Raw genomic sequence first — 23,225 nt, 5'->3', positions numbered from 1 at the left:
GGCTACCAAGGTATTGACTCTCCTGCCCAATCGACAAAACTGCCTGACTGGGTAGCAGTCATACCTGAGAGCACTTCCAATAAGCACTCCGCACTATACGCTGGCGAGAATAAATGCTCTTCAGCGACGTTGCCTTGGAACGGTGCAGACAACTGAGTATTCACGGTGCCTGGTTGCATAACGACCACGCATACATCTTTAAGTGATCTGCCCCATTCAATACTCAGGTTTTTCATCCCCATATTGAGAGCGGCCTTACTCATTCTATAGCTATACCAGCCGCCTAGCTGGTTATCAGTGATACTACCGACGCGGGCTGATACGGTCGCAAAAACAGCAGGATGACTAGCGCTGCGATTAGCCTTGGCGAGCAACGGTTTGATGTGTTTGGCTATCAGCAAACTGGCTAGCGCATTGATTTGCATGTTTTGCAAAAAGAACTCTGATTCCATCTGTCGCAAGGCCTTTTCTGGCTGTGCGGTCTCTGTATGCAATAACCCTACACAGTTGATTACCCAATCCACATGACCGACCATCTGCTTAATGGTATCGGCAGCTTTTTTAATACTATCCTCATCACTGACGTTCATCGGTAACCAGTGCAGGTTTTCTGCTTCAATATTCGGATCATTGCGATGATAAGTAGCAAATACTTGTATATGATGGCTTTGATTAGATTGACTGTCCGTCTGATTCACAGTCGTTTTTTGTATTAGCTGCTGCACCATGGCCTGACCAATGCCGCCTGTTCCACCGATGATAAGATAGGTTTTATTATTCATTTCATTATTCATATGGCACCTTCCTTTTTCTTGATATGTCTCTTTGATACGCTTTTTGACACGATTTGGTCTCATTTATTCATTTTGGCTGACTTTATAAGCGTTTACTATGATAAAAATAATACAAGTCATCCTCATTCTATATACGCTACAATAATCTATAACGATTAAAGCGACTGTTTTTAGATTGCTATTTATTATATTGACGCCTTCATACGGATATTATCGCATTATGCTATCACCCCAAGATCAACTGACCGAGCTGGTACGAGCCTTAGAGACCGATCAGCACGTTTTTGCCACTGACCCGTTATTAATCACGGAAAAGCTACAGGGTGAGGACGGTACGCCTATCCAAAAGCTGCATCGACGGGCGTCACGTATAGATAGTAACGGGGCGCTTGCACGTGTACTGGGCAAAATAGATGGTCGTATAAAAGGCATTATGATCGTTATGAGCGTGGTGTGGTGTATCTCCGGATTTTTGGGATTGTTTACCCTGTTGCAGTCTAATGTTGTGAACTTCTTTTATGTGTTGGTCTGTCTGCTTGGTTTTCATACCATTATGCTTGGTGGCTGGCTTGCCATGACCCTTATCAATCGAGATCAGCAAGCGCCCAGTTGGTTTGCGAGCTTTGTCAGTCCAAGTTATCTCATACGCGGTAAGGACGATGTGACCAAAGCGGCCGTCGATCTGTATGAACGCCAGTTGCAGCACAGCGGTATGCGCTGGTATTTGGGCAGATTTAGTCATCAGTTGTGGCTCGCAACATTGACCGGTATGCTACTTGCAATTATATTTTTGCTGATTGTACGTCAGTATAGCTTTAGCTGGGAGTCAACATTACTCTCTGATCAAGCGCTTGTGAGCTTGACTCAGGTATTAGGTTGGTTACCGAGTATGGTGGGATTTGGTGTGCCAGACAGTACAGCGATCGCACAGAGCAGGCTTGTCACCGAAGCAATGCCGCTGTCTGTTGCAAGGCAATGGGCAGGGTTACTAGTTGGTAGCTTGCTGATGTACGGCATTGTACCGCGAGCGATAGCATGGGCGTTCTGTGCATTGATGTTCCGCCGCAAAAAAATGCGTTTGGATATCAAACAACCCTATTATCAAAAAATCCTAAACTTTTGGCAGCGGCACGTGGTGGATGCTGATGACTTTACTGAGGCGCCAGCCCCTATCGCCCCAAAAGCGACGGTCAGTGCGGGCAAGAAGTTAGTTGCGCTGCTTGAATACCCTGCAAATCAGGACAAATGGTGGCAGTCAGGGCTTGATGGCAGCAACCATAGTCTTGAAAAATTAAGTGAGGTTGAGGATTTTGGTATCGTTGATGACCGTGATGATATGACACGGCTTAAAAACTACTTAGATGCGCATCCGGTGCAAGTTTTAATTGGCATTCATAGCAGTGCACTGCCCGACCGCGGTACGCTACGCAAACTCGATCAAATCGCTGCTCACGCAAAAGATGGCCTTATTGTACAACTGCTGGGTGATAACAGCGTTTCTACAGGATTGACTGACGCACGTACCGATGATGAGCCATTAGACAAACAATCCGTTCGCTATCAACAGTGGCAAACAGCGCTCTCTGCACGAAAAATTGGCTTGGTTGATATAGATACTTGATACATTCTAATTTTTAATCTATTACTTTCAATCTGTTGTTCATATCTGAACTTATCATTATGACTAGCATGATATGCAATAAATAAATATTATAGGTCTATCACCTCAGGCAGTCTTAAAGACTTATTGATATAACAGTTGTTAGAATATATTTTGATAGCTGTAACGTCATATCAAGACGACAAGGATGTTTTATAGTGGCTAGGAGCCCAAGATGGCAGTAGATATTTCTTTAAACAGCCCCCTTATGACCCTAGGTCAGTATGGTCAACTATTGGATGGTTACCGAGAGGCGTTAAACCAAAGTATCTTAGCAGCTGCGCCAGAGGCGTGGCAGCCAATGCTGGCGAGCATTCTGCCTGCGTATTGGCAAGAGTGGCTGCTACCGCTGGCTGGCGGTCCATTTTTCTTGTTATTTTTGGCAGAATGGCTGTATCAGTCCAAGCGTGGCAATAGTAGAAGCTTTAGTTGGCGCCGTGCGATGACCAATTTTAGCTTGGGCGGCTCTTATCTAGGGTTTGAATTGATTGTCCAAGCGCTTATCGTCATACCTATCTGCTTATGGTTATATCAATATCGCCTATTTACTATTGAGGTGACATGGCTTACCGCCATCCCTATATTCGTCGCGGTTGAGTTTAGCTATTATTGGTTCCATCGTGCGTCACACCGTATGAATTGGTTTTGGTCAGCGCATGTCGTGCATCATTCAGATGACCATATGAATCTGTCCACCGCCATGCGCCAAAGCCTACTGTACTCAGTGACGGGTTGGTGGTTGTTCTTTGTGCCGCTTATGATGCTAGGGGTTCATCCAGTTTGGGTATTTTTCTTTTATGCTTTAGATTTGATTTATCAATTCTTTATTCATACCGAAACCGTAGGAAAATTTCCAAAATGGGTTGAGTATGTCTTTGATACCCCATCCAATCACCGTGCCCATCATGGCACCAATAACGAATATATTGACCAAAATTACGGCGGCGTACTCATTATTTTTGATCGCTGGTTTGGCACTTATGTAGAAGAAGATACGGTCAACAACCCTGTCAAATATGGTGCCGTTGGTGAAACCAGCCATGACAATATCATCAGCCTGATATTTGGCGTCTTTTACCGTATGTGGCAGCGGTTTTTTCGTGCCAAAGGATTTAAGCAGAAGTTAAAAGTATTGTTCAGACCACCTAGCGCAGTCTAATATAGTCAATCCTCTATAAATTGGATACGGTGTCAGTCTTGCTTAGCCTACTACTTGTCGTACTTTCACTCGGCTGCCTTGTATCCAAGTTATCCAAAGTATATCGAACCGACTATAGCATGATCAAAAATGCGTGGACTACGATTTATGATAGGGACAATACGCATTGATAACCGATACTCAATCAGATTTGTTTTACAATAAATGGCTACTGTATTTTTTGGCCATTAATAAATATAAGACGTTACTATGAATAATGACAATAAAAATAATCACCAGAATGACAAGCCTGCGGGTCTCTTTGCGGACAAGGCTTATGAGCCGACCCCTGATGTCTCAAATCATCCTTCAGACAACACCTCAAAATCCACAGTAGCTCAGTCAATAGCTACTCAGGATAATCAACCTGTATCAACTGAGCCATCAACACCAGCACCAAGAATGACAAAGAAAACCATCGCCAGTGGCGAACCGCTCAAATTGGCGGTCGTCGGTCATACTAATACGGGCAAAACCTCTATATTGCGCACGTTATTGCGAGACGTATATTTTGGCGAAGTCAAAAACGAAGCGGCAACCACGCGTCACGTCGAGCAAGCACAGCTGACAGACAGTCGAACTGGTGAGGTGCTGGTAGCACTATACGATACGCCTGGTCTGGAAGATGCTTCAGGGCTTATGGACTGGCTAGAGGATAATACTGCCAGTCGCCGTGATGGTATTGAACGCCTCCAGCAGTTTTTGGCGGCGGATGTCGCTCAAGGTTCAGACAGCTATGACTTGCCCTATGATTATAGTCAAGAAGCCAAAGTAATTCGTCAGCTGCTGACAAGTGATATGGCCATCTACGTAGTAGATGCTCGTGAGCCTGTATTGGGTAAATACAAAGATGAGCTAGCGATTTTGTCTTGGGCTGCGATTCCCGTGATGCCTATTTTTAATTTTACAGACAGCCAGAATGCCAATATCGACGACTGGCAGACGATGCTGGCAAGACGCAATCTGCATATTTCAACGCGTTTCGATTCGGTCGCGTTTGAGTTTGAAGATGAGATGCGTCTATGGAAAAACCTAGCCACTATGCTCACCCACTCTGAGATGCTTGAGCAGCTGATGCAACGTCGAACGGAAGACTGGGCTCAGCTCTATGATGAGGCCAATATCATCATCGCTGATTTTTTATTAAATGTTGCTTCCTTTGTGCGCGAGATTAATGAAGATGACGACCCACTTCCTGTACTACAGCAAATGCAAGAAGCGGTTAGGCAAAGTGAGCGTGCGATGCAGCATAACTTACTTAACCTTTATAAGTTTTATGACAATGCGGTTGCAGCAACGCCGCTTGAACTACAAGCCTATCAACAAGACCCATTCGACCCTGAACTTCTCAAAAGCTACGGCATTCGTACCACTTCTGGTGCAGCAGCTGGTGCGCTTCTAGGACTAGGTATCGATGCAGCAGCCCTAGGTACAACACTGGGATTGGGCGCCGCAATAGGTGGTATCGCCGGTGGGTTACTCTCTAATACCAGCAGTATTGCCGATAGGATTACTGGGGTAAAACGCTTATATATTGATCCTGCAACGTTAACATTGCTAGCCACGCGAGCATTAGACTTGCTAACTGCCCTACGCCATCGTGGTCATGCTGCTACAGATGCCACTCAGTTATTATATAAGAGCGAAAACAGCAGTCTTGGAACGTCGCTAACTGACGACAGTGACCATGCAGATGAAGACAATAATCCAATTACTGTATGGCCAACTCATAAATTACCAAGTGAGCTCAAAAAAGCGCGTGGTAAACCACAATGGTCGTCGCTTAGCAGCGGTAAGTCCGAACAAGCTCAGTTATTACGCACAGACATGGCATGGTCACTATCAGGTAAACTACAGTCGTATAAGCGTGAATAGCCATGACTATAATACATTTTAGATATTAGTTTTAAGAAAAGTCATAATCTGTTTTCGAAGACTTTTTTAAGTGTCATAGCTGTTTTTTTTGTTCCAACAGTCATTACTTTCGCTATCAAAAAAAATAACTTCAATATTATTTCTAATATGAGTATGAATCATTTCAGAAACTCTACGACAGTAGAGTTGATCATTTTGATACACAGATACGGCTATTCTTTTAACACCTGAATCTTTTAATTTCTTCAAAATATGAGTATCCTCTTCTCCAAATCCCCAACCAAATATCGTTAGGTTATCACCAAGTGAAGGAATAACCTCTCTATAGACAATACTCAGGTAATGGCTATTTTTAATAGCTTTAAAATAGATTCTAATAAATCATTATCTTTATGGGATACTAGTTTCACCTCTTGTTCGGTGATATTACGAGCTAAAACAAGACTTCCGTGCGGATAAAATACTAACGAAGTGTTTTTAAATCGATGGTTTACCGATTTTCGCAACTCTTGCCAATCTGATTTGAATTCACCATTAATCATGCAATCTTTAAACATATGATTATTATCAAGACCTTTTGCATACATCATGACCCAATATAAAGTTAAATCATAGTTGAGAGAAAGAACTGTTTTGAACGAACTGAGAAAGTCAGTAATGGCTAGAAACTGATCCTTAACCTTACTATGTTCAGGATGAATGCATTGAACAGTGTTGATTAGGCAATCACGTACATGTTGATATGCATTTTTAGTTTTACTGTCTATTACTCCTAAAGCTTCATTTACTTTAATTGCATGCCAAACCAAACGTAGTATTAACTCAAAATCACTTGTCTTGAAGAAATCAAATAAGGCTGTAATGCTGTCGCTTAGTAAGCTGTTGTCAGTAGCATATCTCCTTAATGAATCATATATAAAACTTTTATCAATGCTTATGGAAGCCCCATTTCCAAGTAAAATACTATCGGAAAATTCCTTAGAAATATCCTGCCAATCATGAACCTTAATAATCATTTTGAAACCTTCATCTTTATTATTTAAGTACTGGTTTCAGTAAAGCACTCAATGACTCTGTACCACGTACATCTGTCTGTTGCAGATAGATTGGATACAGCGGGTACTTGGTAAAGCTTTGTTCGATATCCTGCAGCAGATGCTGCTGACGCTCAGCACGGCGTCGCCAAAACTCATCCGACTGGTTAGTTGATATCAATTGATTGATGACGATTGCTGCTGGCATGAGTTTACTGTCTTCTAATTGCTCGATAGCGCGCTTGGTCTCAGCCAATGGTAAAACATCAGCGGTCATCACCAATACAATCGCTGTTTGTGTACGGTCATGTAGTAGCAACCCTGCTTGGCGGAACAATTGCTTACGTCTTTCTAATACGGATACAGCTTGTTCCCAGCGATCTGATTTTTTGGCTGCAAACGGATTGGCCACATCGTTTTTATCATTTTTTTGATTGTGACTGTCCAAGTGTGTCGCCACCGAACGTAATTTGGCCTGTCGTCGCTGCTGTGCAAGCAGCCCATCCGTCCATGCTCCCATCATTTCTGGTAATACCAATAATCGCAAAGTATGACCTGTCGGTGCGGTATCAAAGATGATGTGCTCATACCCAGCATCTGCCGCTTCGACTAAATGGTGACACATAGATTCGAGCATCGCGGCTTCTTGGGCGCCAGGTGCCGACTTAGATAGCCTCAGATGCTCACGAATTTTTGGCATCATATCTGGGTTGGCATAAGCTTTAATTGTACGTTCAACTTGAGCAAAATGTTCATCGACAATCACGTCAGGATTTAACTCAATCGCATCTAGATAAGGTGATATCACCGTTTTCTCATTATTGAGTCGTACATTCAATACATCGCCCAAACTATGTGCCGGATCGGTTGAGACAATTAAGGTTTTTTGCTGCTGGCTTGCATAGTAGCTGGCTAGGGCTGCAGCAGTTGTGGTCTTCCCTACACCGCCTTTGCCACCGATAAATATAATCGGCTGTGTCTCCAACTGCTCTACCAATCCATGTAAAGGGTGTAATGCCATATTGTTATCTCGTATTTTGTCTCATTATCTAATAAATGCTTAGCTACTTTTTTATATAGTCAATCCACTACGGTTAGCAGCACCCAACGTGGTCAAATGGACATCTATCCATTCCCATACGTGTATGCCACTCATGAAAGTTTTCTAAAAATAATGGCTGTAGCTCTAATGTATAAAAGCTGGCGGGATTATCAATCCCCAAACTCTCAGCAAACATGAGCAACATAAAAAAATCTTCTTCATCACGTGCGGCGCGTGCCATCGTCTGACGATAAGGCGCATGATAAAACTCATTTAATCCACTCTTAAACCGTTGCCACCATGGTTGAGTGTTCTCTAGTGGTTGAACATTTTCTATATCATTCGATGTGTTTTTATTTTCCATAATGTGCTCGTATTTTACTTAATTCTTATGACCTATCATGCCTATATGATACAAAAAACGCCAACAATTGCTGCTAGCGTTTTTTATTAAACAGACACTCAATATGGTTTAACGTTTAAACCTCGCCGTTTTTACCTTTATGTAGTGACCACTCTTTGCGTAGTACAGACAAACTCTCAAACGTCACCAAAATGGTCGCGATTAAGATAATAATATCCATAATAATAAGTAGCCAATTACCATCAGTAAAGAAGGTTTTGAGCTGAATCAATAGTGCAAAGACAGTCATAACCAACAAGAACGACAATGGTGCTAAGGTGTACCAAACTGGCTTGCCCTTACGTAACAAGATAATGGTAACGATCATCAAGGTTAAGGCAGCCATTAACTGGTTGGTTGTACCAAATAGCGGCCAAATAATCATACCACCCGCGCCATCGATACCACCAGCACCGAACGCTAATAACAAACAGCTTCCGACAGCAAGTAACGTTGCAACGACACTCTTATTCAGTACGGGTAAATTATAAAATTCACCAAATTCTTGGAAAATATAACGTTGTAAACGTACGCCAGTATCCATCGTCGTACCAGCAAACAATGCGGCCATTACCGTAAGCATCGTCTGTGATAGCACCATATCGATACCAACGCCGGCATTCAATATGGTCGCACCGCCATCGATGAACGCACCGATAGAGCCATCACCAAACTTTTGATAGACCGCTTGCCAATCACCAAGAGTCGCAAAACCTGCGGTTGCTGCAAGGATTGCCCCAAGTGCTAGCATACCCTCGCCCAATGCACCGAAGTAACCAACGAAACGAACGTCTTCTTCTTTATCAATCTGCTTAGAAGTGGTCCCTGTTGCGACCAAACCATGGAAACCTGATATGGCACCACAAGCAATTGTCACAAACAATAATGGCAGAAGTGACGGTGTATCGGCTGGTAATGCAGTGTTAACCGCTGGCGCGACAATATTAGGCGTGCCAATGAAAATAGCAGCATATAGTAGAATCAAACCGACAAATAATTGTAAGCCATTAATATAATCGCGAGGTTGAAGTAGCATCCATACAGGCAACAACGATGCAATCGCCGCATAGGCGAACAGAATCAAGATCCATACTGCGTTATCAGGCAAACCCATAACGGTCTCAGGTAACACAATCGGGAACATAGGGCCAAGATAAATAAGCCCGTACAGGGCCGTTACCCCGATAATGGAAACCCAGACCAGATTCATATTGTAGCGATAGATACACTGCCCGATGATAAAGGCAACCACTAAGGCACCCCACACTGGCAATACCGCAGATGGCGTCTTGATCATCATATTGGCAATAGCTACGCCAAATACAGCATTAACCATCAGTAGTAATAAGAAAATGACAACCATCATCAAGCTGCGGACACGTGTGCCCATGACAGTACCAGCGATAGAGCCAATCGACTGACCTCTATTACGCATACTTGCCCAAATAGCAGACATATCATGTACGCCAGCCATAAAGATAGTACCTACCACTACCCAAATAATGGCAGGCACCCAGCCCCAAATAACCGCAATGGCAGGACCGATAATTGGTGCAGCCCCTGCTACTGACGTAAAGTGATGCCCCCACAATACATACTTATTGGTGGGAACATAATCAATCCCATCTTTCATCGTATGTGCGGGTGTAGGACGGCTGTTGTCCAATGCTAAAATTTTGGTGGCGATAAATTTTGAATAAAACACGTAGCCGCAGAGCATAGCGGCAACGGCGAATAGTAGTACGATAGCACTATTCATCTCATCTCTCCCTAGACAAGTAGTCAATAGCCTTATAAGTTCAAGCTTTTTGAATTAAAATATGAAAAATATGCTAAATTAGTGTGCGATGAGTGACTCAGCTCATCTATCGTTTAGGTAAATTCTAGCGATTTGCAAAATTATTACCAATCAACAAAGTCATTTATCTTATAACTAGGGCATGTCACTAATCAGCATTTGGTTTGATGAGCCTGAGACTAAAACTTTGTTTGAATAATAACCGATTTGGTGATAAATATAACGCAAGTAAGACATAAAAAACAACAAATAAAGGAAGTGCAATGGCACATTATTTTGGATTCGTACCCTCAGATAAACTAAAAGCTTTAATCAGTGAGGCCGAACAAGTCGTTGCTTCAAATGAGAATGTAGAGTACTACCCTTATCGCGATGCTCTTACGCATCAGACAGCGCGCGATCTTACTGATAATTTATTGGTTGGTTTGGTAGATATTATTCCTAACCCTGAGCGCCAAGCCTCTATGCGCAAAATTGTTGGAACGATTGAACGCGCGACAGATACTTTGCTCAATATCTTACTGGGTAAAGAAAACAACAAAGACGTGTTACCAAGTTTTCATTTTCTAAGAGATCACGCAACCTTTATTGATAATGAAGGTGTTAAACGTGTCGGCTTTAAACTATCAGAAAAAGATGCCAATACCATCACTGAAGGTTTTGCTGCTATCACGCCTGAACATGTAGATAGAGCCAAATTTAAAACCGCACTTGAAACCATGAACGAAGAAACATTGACCCACTTCATCAGTCGTTATGCCGAGACATTAAAGCTAGGCATGATCAAGCGTAAGTCAGTTCCAGTTGCCAAATCGGCAATTGATAAAGGCATGAGTATGGCACTTAATAAGCTATTACCTGACCTACCAAATGACTCATTGAATAGATTGGCCAATTATTACCGCCCATTTATTATAGAAAAGCCAGAATAACCCCAAAAGTTGGATTAATTTTGTCCCAAAAGTCATATGACGTTGGGCAAATTCACTAAAATTTGCTAAAATAAGCGGCACTTTTTACCAAAGGCGCACCCGATGACCCAAATCAGTAACCAAGAAATTGAAAAAACCTTACGCAACTCAGAGTGCCTTATCAGCAGTATCGAAGTAGCTGCTGCTTATGAGCGTTTGGCCGCTCAGCTCAATCTACATTATGCTGGTCTAAACCCAATTGTTATGGTCGTGATGAACGGCGGATTGATTCCAGCTGGTCAACTACTGACACACCTTACGTTCTACCATCGTATGCATTATATCCATGCGACCCGTTATCGTGATAACGAAGGTACTAATGAGCTTGATTGGAAATTCAAGCCTGATGTTAGTATCGAAGGTGAGCACGTATTGTTAATTGACGACATCTTTGACGAAGGTATTACCCTAAAAGCAGTTGTTGAAGAATTAAGCAAAGAAAAGCCTCTATCGCTTGAGTCTTGTGTCTTGCTTAATAAGCAACATGATCGCAAAGTTGCAGATTTTGACGTAGATTTTGTGGGTATTGATGTTGCAGATCGCTATGTTTACGGTTGTGGTATGGATTTCCATGGTTACTTGCGTCACCTACCAGGTATCTATGCAATCAAAGAAGACAAAGTTTAATTCTAGACTTAATTGATTGAAATAGTTAAGTCATAAAAAAGCATCCAAATTGGATGCTTTTTTATTGCGCTGACTTATTGCGCCGACAACAACTTGAATGAATCGTTAAAACTGTAATGCCAAACCAGTATGCCGCTCAGTTGGTGTTTGAACTGCTTTTTCTAAGGCGTGCTTGGTACTATATATCGTTACCTGCTTCTTAGCACGAGTCACTGCCGTATAGATAAGCTCTTTGCTCAGTAACCGTGCATGACTATTATCAAAAGTAATAGCAACATGATTAAATTCAGATCCTTGTGACTTGTGAATGGTCATTGCATATGCCGTGGCTATCACCTCTTCATTTAGCAAATTAACAGCTATCCCTTGTGTCTTATTTTCAAAGAATACCTCTAACTGACTCCTTTCATCTGATGTTTGTAAGCAGAAACCAATATCCCCATTAAATAGCCCAAGCTCATAGTTATTTTGTAGCACCATAACAGGACGTCCATGGAACCATGTATTTTGACCCAATGGTAACCTTAACTCAGCAAGATGCCATTGAGTAAGGTAGTTATTGATGTAGTGATCGCCCCATTCACCATTGTGGCCAGCAGTGAGGATTCTAAATTGATTAAATACTTCCATTAACGAAGTGGTAGTATTTTTAACTGATTCTGGCACGGATTTTTCTATCGGATCTTTTAGTAAATTCTTAACCCTACTTACGTATGATTGGTAATTACCGGATATTCTTGAAATAATTTTTTCTTTGCTTAGGCTATTTTCTATCTTGTTATTTGATAGGGACTCTGCTTGTAACGTATTAACATATTGGAAACTCAAAGCAGCGTCTTGCCTTAATAATTGCCAAATAGCTTGAAGATCTGTCTCTGCTTTATTGATTTGAGTGGCCAGTTTACCGATACCTGACTCGGCGCTAAATCGGCGGCTCTCTGTTAGCTCTGCATGTATAGGTTGCAATAGCGGAATGCGACAGAGATCAGCCAATACTGCTCCTGCATCGACGGCTGCTAACTGATTAGCATCGCCTAATAATATCAGCCTAGCACCTGGCTTTACCGCGCTTACAAGATAATTGGCCAACTCAACTCCGAGCATAGATGCTTCATCAACGATGATAATATCTTCACCCAGTGGGTTGTTGACATCGTAGCGCGGTCTACCCGTTCGACCGATACCTAGTAGACGATGGATGGTTTTCGCCTCTTGCAACTGCAGCTCTACATTTGCGTCGTCTAAAGCCGCCTGCAGAGACTCTTGCATACGTTGGGCTGCCTTACCTGTTGGCGCTGCTAATGCTAGACTAGCACTGTCTGTACTAAATCTAATATGTTTAGACTCATCTCCCCTACTCTCTGTCGCCTGTTGTAACGCGATAACTAACTGAGCAACGGTGTAGGTTTTACCTGTCCCTGGGCCACCAGTAATGATACTAAATGCATTATTGTTCGCCACATTGATAGCGGCTATTTGTTGGTTATTTAAGTTCTCAGGCATGGTAATGTCTAAAGGCACTATCTGCTGATTCAAAATATGATTGATATGCTGTGCTAAGTTAAATTCTGCTTGCCATGTGCGGTGTAGCCAAAATGTGATTTTCGAACCTCGGGTCTCTTTATTCTTGGTTATGTTATAAATAATTGGTTGATTATCTTTGCTTAGGCTATTTTGATAGTTATTACAATTAGTGTTCGCATTAACATTAGCAAATAAAGCATGCTCATGGATTGAATGAACGAAAGTATTTAAGTCGCTATTTTTCAAGCGATGGTATAACCTGGTTATCGCATCAAAACGTTTGATCAACGTCTCTTTTTCATGATTACTCAGTGCTAGCTGCGACCACAGGTAATCTCGCTGACCAAACAAAGTATCTAGTAATACAAATAGCGATGTCTCCGTTGTAGTATCATCGTTTGATTGCGTGTCTATTTGCGTTTTTATCTGAGTATCAATCAGCGCAAAAATTGGTGTTGCCAGTACCCCCAATAATTGCTGCTGCCATGCATATAACGTGACTACTTCCCCATTAATTTGACCTTGCATGGGAGCTTCATGATCGGCTGTATCGACAGTTAATACAGTATGCCCTTCTTCCAAATGAGCCGCTAAAATAACGAATAGAGCCGTAAATAAATCGCTATCTTCTGACTTACCGATTCTTCTGTTTTCATCGTTTGTCTTTGCATCTGTTGCGTCATACGCTACCTGCGTTTGCTGACGGCGCAGCAGAATATAATCGCTGATGTTACTGGCCCAGCTCTCTTGTAAGCTAATGGCTGACTTGCTCTTATTGTTATTATTACTCATCGTATATTTATCTCTTATTAATCTGATTAACTGCTATAACAATTTTTATCTATCTAATTGCTATATAAGGTTTATTAATCCGGCAGGCCAAACAAGGCATCTAGACCTTTAATGAATGCAATGGGAATATCCCAAGTAACCAGTCCATAACAACTTTTATTGCTCAAGTTATCGTGATTAGACTGAACCACATCTTGCGATGTAGGCATAGTAGCTGCCTGAGCATTCGGGTCATACACACCGCGTAAAAACACGTACTCTACAGCACCTAAGTATTTATCTTCGTTACCTATATAATCACTGATTCTCATGGCAAGGAATCGATGTAATGCTACTTGATAGATTGCTGCTTGTAGCCAGTACCCTGCCTTGGACATTGCTTTCTTGAGCGTATCTTCATTGTAATCGCTTAGGCTATTTCCTAGAAAGTTACTCTTATAATCGACCACATAATACTTGCCAGCATGCTCATACACCAAGTCAATCTCACCACGCAAATAACGATATAGATGTGCTTTATTTTGTGGCACTAGAGTAACGTGTTTATCTGTCTCGTCAGGTAAATACCGTTGAAAAAGCTTACTAATATCCTGTGCTTTAAAATTCTCTGACAGCCCCATATTGAACTCTAACTCAGCAAATCGCTTACCTTTATTAAGAGCAATCAAGGGTTGATTGGAAGCCAGCAGTGGCGCATGCAAGACTTCTTCAATCCAATTAACTAATGCCTCGTGCTTCGTTGTATCTATTGACTCAAGATCAAACCCATCGCTATTTCTTTGTTTCTTACCTTGTGATCTGCGGCTCTGCTGTTCCGCACTGCTATATATCAGCGGCAATTGATAGCTACTAATCGCTCTATCAATAACCTGAGGCCACTGGGCTTTATTAGTGAAATCAATTTGTTCAAATATCTCATGCAAAAATGTACCAGCATTGGCACCCTTTACAAAGGTAAAGCGGATATCATCTTCTACCTTGAGGCTTAGTTCACTGTCTTGTTCGAGAGACTCGTCGTTATTAAGTAAAGAGAGGTCTGAAACAGAAGACTCTGTCATATCAATGTCTATCGCATCATCAATACGCTCATCCACTATCGCCATTGCTTGTGTAGATTCATCTAGCTGACGCGCCAAAGCGGTAAAGCTGGTCTTAGCCCAACCATAGAAATAATTGGTTTTCATCACCTCTGCGAAAGGTGCGTACTCAATAGCCTCTGTTGTAGACTTATGAGCACTTGATTTGGTTTTGGTTGAGGCTAGCTGAGCACTGTCATTTACGCCTGCTGAGTTAGCATTGTTGTTTGCGTAATTATTGTCATAAAACTCATTAACTTTATGACCTCTAAGCATACCTACAATGCCTTTGAGTCTATCTGGTAGCTCGAACTTTGCTTCTGGCGATTCAAACCAATAAAACACTGGCTTTAGCTCAAACCCTGTCTTGTTACTCGGATCTCGCAGCACCACATAAAGCTGCTCACTGGCCCGAGTAAACGCCACATAACCAAGCCGTCTTATCTCATCAAAACCTTCTTGTGTCTCGATATCCGTATAGTAACCCTCATCCGTGGCAGAGCCTTGCAATGGTGAGAAGCGGCGCTGATTACCCGATTGATTATCTGTCGACTGCTGTACTTCTATCGACTGCCGCACTAGCGCTGAAGGCGCTTGTTGTGCGTTATATAGATACAGCCCATAGTCTTCTTTATTGCCAGACTTCCTACTGGCATCACCCATTCCCAATACATAGACAATAGGGAATTCAAGCCCTTTTGACTTATGAATGGTCATCAGTTGCACGCCAGACTCTGTCGGTAGCGGATATTGCTTAGCCCAATCACTATTAGGTGCTGTATCTATCTGCTGCCTGAACCAGGCCAGTAGCTCATACTCACCCATGCCTAGACCATACTGCGCCAAGATGTCCATTACATGACGCAGATCCATGATATGACGGTCACCTTCTGGATGAGCAGCTAGTGCTTGCCAAACGCCTTGCGGCTGTACAGGGCTTTTATCTAATAAATAATGTAGCGCTGATAATATGCCAAAGTGCTGCCAACGCTGTGCCCCTTCTTTTAAATAAGTAATAAAGTCTTGATAGCTCTTTTTATTATCAGTAGCTTCATTGGCTAGGAGGTCTTTCGAATTAGAGTTTTGTGAATGGGCGCTTGGCGTACTGCTACCTTCGGTAATGCCTGACTCATGGTCCGTCATCATGGCTTTGATATTTTTGATACTCAGTCCATATAGGTGACTGGTCAACACCCGATTAATCATATCATGACGATACGGGTATAACATGGCACTTAGCAATGCCGCCACATCTTCTGCCATAATAGTATCAAAGATACTGACGTCACTGGTGGTCAAGGTCGGCACATTAAGTTTTACCAGCTCATCTTCAACGCGTTTCAGATCTTTTTTAGCACGTGCCAGCACCCCAATATCACTGGGCTGAATCGGTTTACCTTTAAGTGTCTGACCACTATTAAGCAAAGTGGCTATATGGCGAGCTGTGATTTCATGTTCATCATAATCAAACTCTTTGTCCTTGTCATAAGGCATGTGCAATAAGCTCACTGGCTGAGCAGAAAGCACCTCTGTCACCAGTACATCATCCAGACTATCTGACGCATTAAACCAAGACAGCTCATATTCCGGTTTTGCTGCTTTGATATGTTGGTAGTGAATACCAGTACCCAACTGCGACAGCCTATTCTCAGCAGTTGTTGCATCAGCCATACCAAACCAGCAGTTCAATGCGTTAATCACACCCGCATTAGAACGGCGATTGATATCAAGTGTCCAAAGCGTACTCTTGTCAAACTGGGCTTTCATATAATTATAGTTGGCCACATCGCCACCACGAAACCCATAAATAGCCTGTTTGGGATCGCCAACCAATAGCAGAAACTCATGATTGGTTTTGTTAGTGGTTGATTGCTTGTCACTGTCCGACTGTTTACGCTTATTCTTTGGCAAATAAATACTTTCAATCATAATGGCTTGCTCGCCATTGATATCTTGCGACTCGTCAATCAATGCCACAGGATAGTGATGACGAATATAACGCGCCAGCTTATCTCCTTGGCGACCAGTTAATGCTTGGTTTAAGCGTACCATCTGCAAACTAAAGGTCGTCTCGCCGCGCTCTTCTAAAATTACTGGTAGTCTATTACGCACAGCTAGCACAATATGACGGTTAAGATTGGCCAATACCAACAAAATATGCTGATTTAAACTGTCAAGCATGTCTAAGATAGCCATTAACTTGCTAATGGTCTCTAGCTCAAAAAGTGTCTGATGCTCTTTTTCTTTATTCTTATTAAAGTTCTTAATTTTGCCATTTTCATCTGGATATCTGGCATCTTGCAATGATGTCAGAATCTTATTCTCGCTCTCATTCAAATAGCTATTAAATGCTAGCTGATACTCTGATATCTTTTGATGCACCTCGATAATGGCATCAAACTGTTTAAATAAGTTAGAACGTCCATTGAAGCCTTGAGACTTTCTATAATCAGGATTTAAATAAGGCTGGATATCAGCTAAATCTAACTGAGAAAACTCATTGATTAGCTTTTCGTATGCATCAAAATCAAAACCTTTCTCAATCCTTATCTCATCAATCGGCGCAGAGATAAAATTAAGCGAGCGAGTCACATATTTCTTATGATCGCCTACTGCAGACAGCTTACCTTGCTGATCCATTAGCGCGTAAAGTTTAGGCTGCTCATAATACAAACGGCTTTGAAACTGACGCAGCTCATCATGGATAATACTGTCAGTCACCTGTTCAATACTGCTGTCTTCAATAATCCCCATGCCCTGCTGGTGACCAGTTTCGCTGCTGTACTCCGTCAGCCATTTTTGCGCCAAGCTATCAAGCGTGCCTACAAATAGCTTATCCAACGTGGTGAGTACCAGTGCCGTACGCCTGATAGCTTCCGCCATGGGGTAACTGTACACGTGATCCAGCAAATAACCGATGAGATGCAAGTTAATAGGATCTTGCATAATGCCGTCTAAACGCACATATTTGGCCTGATTCACCAGCCAGTCCTCACGATCTTTTTTTGCTTGTTTACGTTGCTCAGCCGCCGCTTGCTTATCAGCAGCAAGGTCTTGATTTAAATCGTCAATGCCTGTCTCAACGTTTGCATCTACATCTGGATTACTGCCTACTTGTGCGTCTTTATTACTCTCAGGCATGACTTGTAGTATGTTGGAATAGAGACTTTCTTTATTGCTAGTATCAGCACTTAGGCTATTGACCCATTGTAATAACTGATAAAAATCTACCAAACGATCGTGGATACGCTGACGCATTTCGGCAGCGGCCGCTCGTGTAAAAGTCGTGGCAATGATTTGCTCTGGCGCACGTCGCGCTTCGATCAGTAGGCGCAGTACAATACCGGTCAACGTCCAAGTTTTGCCCGTGCCCGCTGAGGCTTCAATCAGGTGTTTACCCGTTAGATCAACATCAACTGCCGGTATGACATCGGCTTTACGTTCAGGCACAGCAGATAAAGTCAGCTCATCTGAATATTCATCAAATAAATTCGGTTGTGTAGACGAGTCAATGGTACTGGTTGGGTCGGTAAAGTCTGTCATATAGGCGCATACTTTTAATTATTATTTATTAGAGCAAGAGAACAAAAAGAAATTATTCTAATTGATTAGCCATCTAAGTTAGTTAACGCATTAAACATCGGCTCATACAGTGGCTGGGCTAATGTAGTCAACGCTGCTGACAAAGCCTTAAGTGCATCTTGGTCACGCAGTACATATTGCCAAATGGCATGCTGCGAACAAGTATCATATACCGTGTCTGAGTTGTAGTTGGGTCTTAACCAGTCTGAGAAGTCGGCACGTTTTGGCCAATAGCTATCACCGTCACCTTCTTCAGGCTTTAGATACTTATCAAGGTAATTAAGTGCATATTCTGGTAATAATGTAATGGGCACTTGACCCGTTAACTTACCAAAAACAGCCCATTTTATCAGCTCAATTATTGCGTCTTCATACACGATCGGGCTTAATTTAAATGCGATCACTTTGTCATACTTTTTGACTTGCGAGCTGGGCTTATTAAAGCGCCAAATACTTACGCCATCATTTAATGCCACTTGCTCGGCAGTGGTACGTCTGGCCACTTGCCAATACAAATGTGATAACCAAAACTTGAGCAAATGTCTAGGGCTAGCAGAATTGGGCAGTATATTTAACCATTGCTTAGGCGATTGCTGAGCATAAGGCACGCCTGCCTGAATAACTGATATGGGTGCTGATATTGGTACTGAGCCCTTTATCTTAATAACTTTCGGTAGCAGCTTAAACAGTGTTTCTATACCCTCTATATACGTCTGATTACTTGACTCGTTGTCAGTGCTACTCAGTATATTTTTTAGCTCTATCTGAACAGGATGCTCAGCAGTCGGCGTCAATAGGTGTAAGACTGTAGCGCCATCTTCTCCACCTTCATTAAGCATGCTGCTCTCATCAAAGCCATTAGAAATTAACTGCTCTTTGAACTCTAGACATTGCTGTTGCAGTTTCTTTTGTTGATTGGGTAACGTGGTTTGGCGAGCGACACCAGCGGGCATAATTTTTTGATACATTAGGATTGGAGTGGTGGTCTCAGCCACTGTATTAACGTCGTTAGCCCTAGTCTCATCAGTAACCAACTGTTTAATCAAATGATCTTTGATTTCATAGGTGGTTAAACTGTTTAAGAATAGCGGCTCTTGCTGCGACAGCGCTTCTTCACCTTGTACCACATGTACCTTTTGAGACCGTAAGAATGCTTTGGCAGGATGGCGCACTTGGTAAGCCAATGCCCCTTCAATATCAATCTCTCCGATGTTAAATACGCTATCAGATAACACTTGGATGAGCACCTCTGTCATGTTATTGACATTGCTAGTATCGACAACCGTATCTAGCGCCAACAGTTCAACCAATGCAGACAAGGTTTGATTGTCTACTTGACCTAGCTGACCTAAGCCTTGACCCAACACCTGAGCGATTGACTCATACTGCGCCTTCGTGGGTAAGCCTACCAACTCTTTATGCTCACTAGATATTCGGCCTTTTAATGTGTCAAACACCGCTTGCCAAAGCGGCGCAGGCGGAAATTGCTTTTTCTGAGCCAGTTTGGTTTTGCGCATGGCTGTATTTAATAAAGTATCCAGCTCATCAATCATATCGACAGGGCTGGAATCCTGAGCATTGATAGTAATGTTGGCATTAACGTTGGCATTAGCATTGCCATCAATATCAGGAGACGCTTGCTCAAAAATATCATTGCCTTCGATTGCCGTTTCAAACAGACTCTCATGAAAAGGCAGTGCAGGATGCTCAGTTACCAACCACTGCTTAATCAATTTAGGCAAATAGCGCTTAAGACTCTCGGTAGTGGGATCAATATTCTCAGGCAACGTTTCAAGCGAGTTCACCTGCCACTGCACCTCACCTTGCAAGAACTGCAATAGCTCGCTCACTGGGTTGGCTGGCAGATGCTCATGCGTGTCCGTCAAGCTTTGGCCGTTGTAGAACATCCAGCATGCACTACGCGCACATAGTAGTGCATCTAAAAATGCACCGTTGTCATCATCTTCGCTGACTCTGTCACCGCGGCGTGCATTGGTCGCTTTCATCAAATCATAGCGGTTATCTCGGTCACGCCCAGGAAACTCAGAGAGATCCATATTGAGCATCACCACCAACTCAAACGGCACGTTTCTTAGTGCACCGAATCGACCAAAGGTAATCACCCCCGTCGGCTCCGCACTGACCTGCTGACTTTCAAGCTCGTTTTCGATACTGTCTAGCATAAAGCTCAGCTTGAGCGGCAATTGTTCCACACCTGCCAGCCTCTGCTCCACTTCTCTGTTGTCGATATCACCACTAGCGTACTGTCTATAGTGACGATTGGCTCGTAGACTTGACTTAAAACCATTCATCGCGTTGTAAATGGCGCGCATGGTACGCGTTTGATCCACGTCGCCAAAGTAGCGATGGATAACTTGTGTCTCAATCTGGTCGAGCCAATCTTCCGCTTTCATTTTTTGTATATGATCATCACGTCGTGCAACCAAACCAGTATAAATGCGGCAAAGCGCTTCAACAATCAGCGCATCATTCAGGCTCACTTGTGGTAACGGCAAGGTCATTTCTGGTAACGCAGTGCTTGGCCATTCATCGTCATTTAGATCATATAAGCAGTCGCTCAATTCAGCCTCTGGCATGACCAGACCTAAAGTTAATCTGTCTAATGCCTGTGCAAAGCTAAAGCGATAGTCGTAATCATTGCTGTCTAAAGTTTGCTTAAGATGAAGCTCGTCAAAGCCGCGAATAAAGCCCGCCTCTACCAATAAATCACAGCCACGGCTCATTTGCTCATGAGTCAGTCCAAAGCTTTCAAATAAAGGCGGTAACATGAGCCAGTCTAAGACTTCAGCTGCTTCAAAACGGGCACTATGGCTACCCAATAGTTTGTAAAAACCGATAATCGCTTCCCATAACTGGCGAATATCGGCGTCAACAACACCAGTCACTTTAGCAGGCAAGGTCAAACCGTCTTGACCTTTACCATTGACGAAGATAGAGCCAATCAATGCATGATGACGTTCAACATCAGGTAGCAGTACAACAATGTCAGAGATATGGCGTTTCTTTTCACCTAGTTTGATAGGTTCGTTTAACCAACGACCAATCATAATACGCAGCACTTCAAGCTGACGCTGCAAACTATGACACGAATGAATGCTTAGGCTATTATCTTGGGAAGAGATTGCCCAAAAACGGTCTTTTTCAAAGCGCTTATTCTCTAACGCCTCATCTTCATACCAAGCCGTTACTGGCTTAGCTTCATCAAAGCTTGACTCTAGTTGCTTACTTACTGCTTGCGAGACTGTAGCAGCCGTTGCTTGCTGGGTCGATTGCTCATCAAGCATCAACACATCATTTTGCAAACGTTTTAATAAGCTCGGGTTACCTTGCGTATCTTGAGTACTGACAGCGTCATCATCAGCATCTATGCTTTCATACACACCTTGAACAAGCGCATCATCTACACCATTATCAAAGTTATCTTGCCACTCTACCAGCGCATCGTCGTATTGCTCATTACCTGATAAATTGGCAAGCATCGCAAACGCATCGCGAGACTGCTTACCTAAACGCGATAGCAAGCTATGACCATAATCACGTAAAAAGACACTCTCAGGGTTGATAATCTGCTGACGCTGTAACCATGATTTATCAACGATATCCGCCCAAAACAGCTTTGATGGATTGTAATGCAATAGCGTGATATTCATGTATTGCGACAAGCGCTGTAGAAAGTCGAGCTCGGTCTGTGGCAGTTGCTGGATGGTAAATATACGCAATACTTTGGGTAACTGATCACGCTCATTCGCCTTATTGCCTTTTAAAGCTGACCAAAACGCACGCTCTAGTGCTACACGGTGTAGATGGACATCGGCAAACAAATGCGACCACAAGAATCGTTGGGCAATTTCTAACTCAACATAATGGTCGACCAACCACTCAGGCGTGCCGCGCGCATATTTATCAAAGCGCAGTGACAGTGCATCTTTATCTGCTATCAACTCACTTACGCTTAACGGCTTGTTTTGCGACCATAATGCCAACCAATCCTCACGGTGAGTCAAATAGCGATTAAACACCCTAGCCAAATCGCTTGCCAGTTGCCAAATACGAGCATCTTGTTGCGCCTTATCCTGTTGTAAGCTGTCTTGTTGAGCAATGGCCTGTGGGTCATCAATCAAAGACGCTAACAACGGATGAACTGGATGCTTTTCATCTGCAACAATCGACTCCTGATAATAAGTTAAATACCCAAACAATCGCCACTGCATTACTGTCGGTGATAACACCGCCACTTCAGGTACATTTAGAGTTGTCGCTTCAGGGTTTCGCGCCAGTAAGTATGCATTATGACGGGTCAATACATCTTGCATCAGCGTCCATTGATACTGACCCCAAAATTTAGTACGCACCAAGGTACTAATACCAGCACGGCTAGCAATAGTTTTATCCAACCAATCACCCAATACCATTGACGGTACAATGACAATAAAGGGTTCAAAAACCGGCTGATCCTTGGACTGGTATTGTACAAGCAATTGATCAACGAGGTTTTCGGTACGGTGCGACTGAATAATAGTGAACATAGACAATAATCTGATTGCAATAAAGGTGAGATATTAGGATTAATAAAAAAGGCTTCACTTATAAATGAGATGTCTGTATCCAATGTCAAAAACGCTATAAAACATCCAGACAAAACAAAAATCGATACTCATCAAACCATGTTTGATGGTCGTTACTATGATGCATTTCTGCTAGCATGAGGGCCGTAAACAAAAACAATCATAGTAGCAAATTCTACATATCCATTGATAAAGTTGACTTGCCAAATTTGCTATCAGTGTGCCATTGATGGTTATCGTTTACTAGTGTAGATGCCGATATT

The 23,225-nt window shown here is 42.7% G+C and carries 12 protein-coding genes and 1 pseudogene; 5 read left to right on the top strand and 8 right to left on the bottom strand.

Features of this window, described 5'->3' with window-relative positions:
- Positions 1-2: 2 nt before the first annotated feature.
- Positions 3-794, bottom strand: a complete 792-nt coding sequence (locus tag ACHEVO_RS00120) for an SDR family oxidoreductase (protein WP_394123444.1) — start codon at positions 792-794, stop codon at positions 3-5.
- Positions 795-1,014: 220 nt separating this feature from the next.
- Here ACHEVO_RS00120 and ACHEVO_RS00115 point away from each other — a divergent pair, with 220 nt between their 5' ends.
- From ACHEVO_RS00115 to ACHEVO_RS00105, 3 genes are all read left to right on the top strand, one after another.
- Positions 1,015-2,415 (top strand): DUF2868 domain-containing protein, encoded by a 1,401-nt coding sequence (locus tag ACHEVO_RS00115; protein WP_394123443.1) that lies wholly within the window; start codon positions 1,015-1,017, stop codon positions 2,413-2,415.
- A 214-nt stretch (positions 2,416-2,629) separates the two neighbouring features.
- Positions 2,630-3,613 (top strand): sterol desaturase family protein, encoded by a 984-nt coding sequence (locus ACHEVO_RS00110; RefSeq protein WP_394123442.1) that lies wholly within the window; start codon positions 2,630-2,632, stop codon positions 3,611-3,613.
- 441 nt (positions 3,614-4,054) lie between these two features.
- Complete coding sequence (locus ACHEVO_RS00105; protein ID WP_394123899.1) at positions 4,055-5,527, top strand: DUF3482 domain-containing protein; 1,473 nt, start codon at positions 4,055-4,057, stop codon at positions 5,525-5,527.
- A 66-nt stretch (positions 5,528-5,593) separates the two neighbouring features.
- Here ACHEVO_RS00105 and ACHEVO_RS00100 read toward each other — a convergent pair.
- From ACHEVO_RS00100 to ACHEVO_RS00085, 4 genes and pseudogenes are all read right to left on the bottom strand, one after another.
- Positions 5,594-6,543, bottom strand: a pseudogene (locus tag ACHEVO_RS00100) (DUF4917 family protein).
- A 19-nt stretch (positions 6,544-6,562) separates the two neighbouring features.
- Positions 6,563-7,582, bottom strand: a complete 1,020-nt coding sequence (locus ACHEVO_RS00095; RefSeq protein ID WP_394123441.1) for an ArsA family ATPase — start codon at positions 7,580-7,582, stop codon at positions 6,563-6,565.
- Between the two features lie 73 nt (positions 7,583-7,655).
- On the bottom strand, positions 7,656-7,967 hold the full coding sequence (locus ACHEVO_RS00090) for a cory-CC-star protein (RefSeq protein ID WP_201568976.1): 312 nt from the start codon (positions 7,965-7,967) through the stop codon (positions 7,656-7,658).
- A 115-nt stretch (positions 7,968-8,082) separates the two neighbouring features.
- Positions 8,083-9,765 carry a carbon starvation CstA family protein gene (locus ACHEVO_RS00085; protein ID WP_191113583.1) on the bottom strand — a complete coding sequence of 561 codons (1,683 nt, stop codon included), beginning with the start codon at positions 9,763-9,765 and terminating at the stop codon, positions 8,083-8,085.
- Between the two features lie 302 nt (positions 9,766-10,067).
- On the opposite strand from ACHEVO_RS00085, the gene ACHEVO_RS00080 reads away from it, so the two are divergent.
- A complete protein-coding gene (locus ACHEVO_RS00080) occupies positions 10,068-10,736 on the top strand; it encodes a hypothetical protein (RefSeq protein WP_238069025.1) in 669 nt (222 codons plus the stop codon).
- A gap of 102 nt (positions 10,737-10,838) precedes the next feature.
- A complete protein-coding gene (locus ACHEVO_RS00075) occupies positions 10,839-11,402 on the top strand; it encodes a hypoxanthine-guanine phosphoribosyltransferase (protein WP_057760160.1) in 564 nt (187 codons plus the stop codon).
- 105 nt (positions 11,403-11,507) lie between these two features.
- On the opposite strand, the gene recD is transcribed toward ACHEVO_RS00075, so the two are convergent.
- From recD to ACHEVO_RS00060, 3 genes are all read right to left on the bottom strand, one after another.
- Entirely contained in the window at positions 11,508-13,718 is a 2,211-nt protein-coding gene (recD, locus tag ACHEVO_RS00070) for an exodeoxyribonuclease V subunit alpha (RefSeq protein ID WP_394123440.1), read from the bottom strand.
- Positions 13,719-13,792: 74 nt separating this feature from the next.
- Positions 13,793-18,337, bottom strand: coding sequence for a UvrD-helicase domain-containing protein (locus ACHEVO_RS00065; protein ID WP_394123439.1), 4,545 nt, complete (start codon positions 18,335-18,337; stop codon positions 13,793-13,795).
- A gap of 65 nt (positions 18,338-18,402) precedes the next feature.
- Complete coding sequence (locus ACHEVO_RS00060) at positions 18,403-22,923, bottom strand: exodeoxyribonuclease V subunit gamma (protein ID WP_394123438.1); 4,521 nt, start codon at positions 22,921-22,923, stop codon at positions 18,403-18,405.
- Positions 22,924-23,225: the final 302 nt, after the last annotated feature.

It is taken from the genome of Psychrobacter nivimaris, from assembly GCF_043419765.1.
Classification (GTDB): domain Bacteria; phylum Pseudomonadota; class Gammaproteobacteria; order Pseudomonadales; family Moraxellaceae; genus Psychrobacter.
This window is presented reverse-complemented; position numbering and strand designations above follow the sequence as displayed.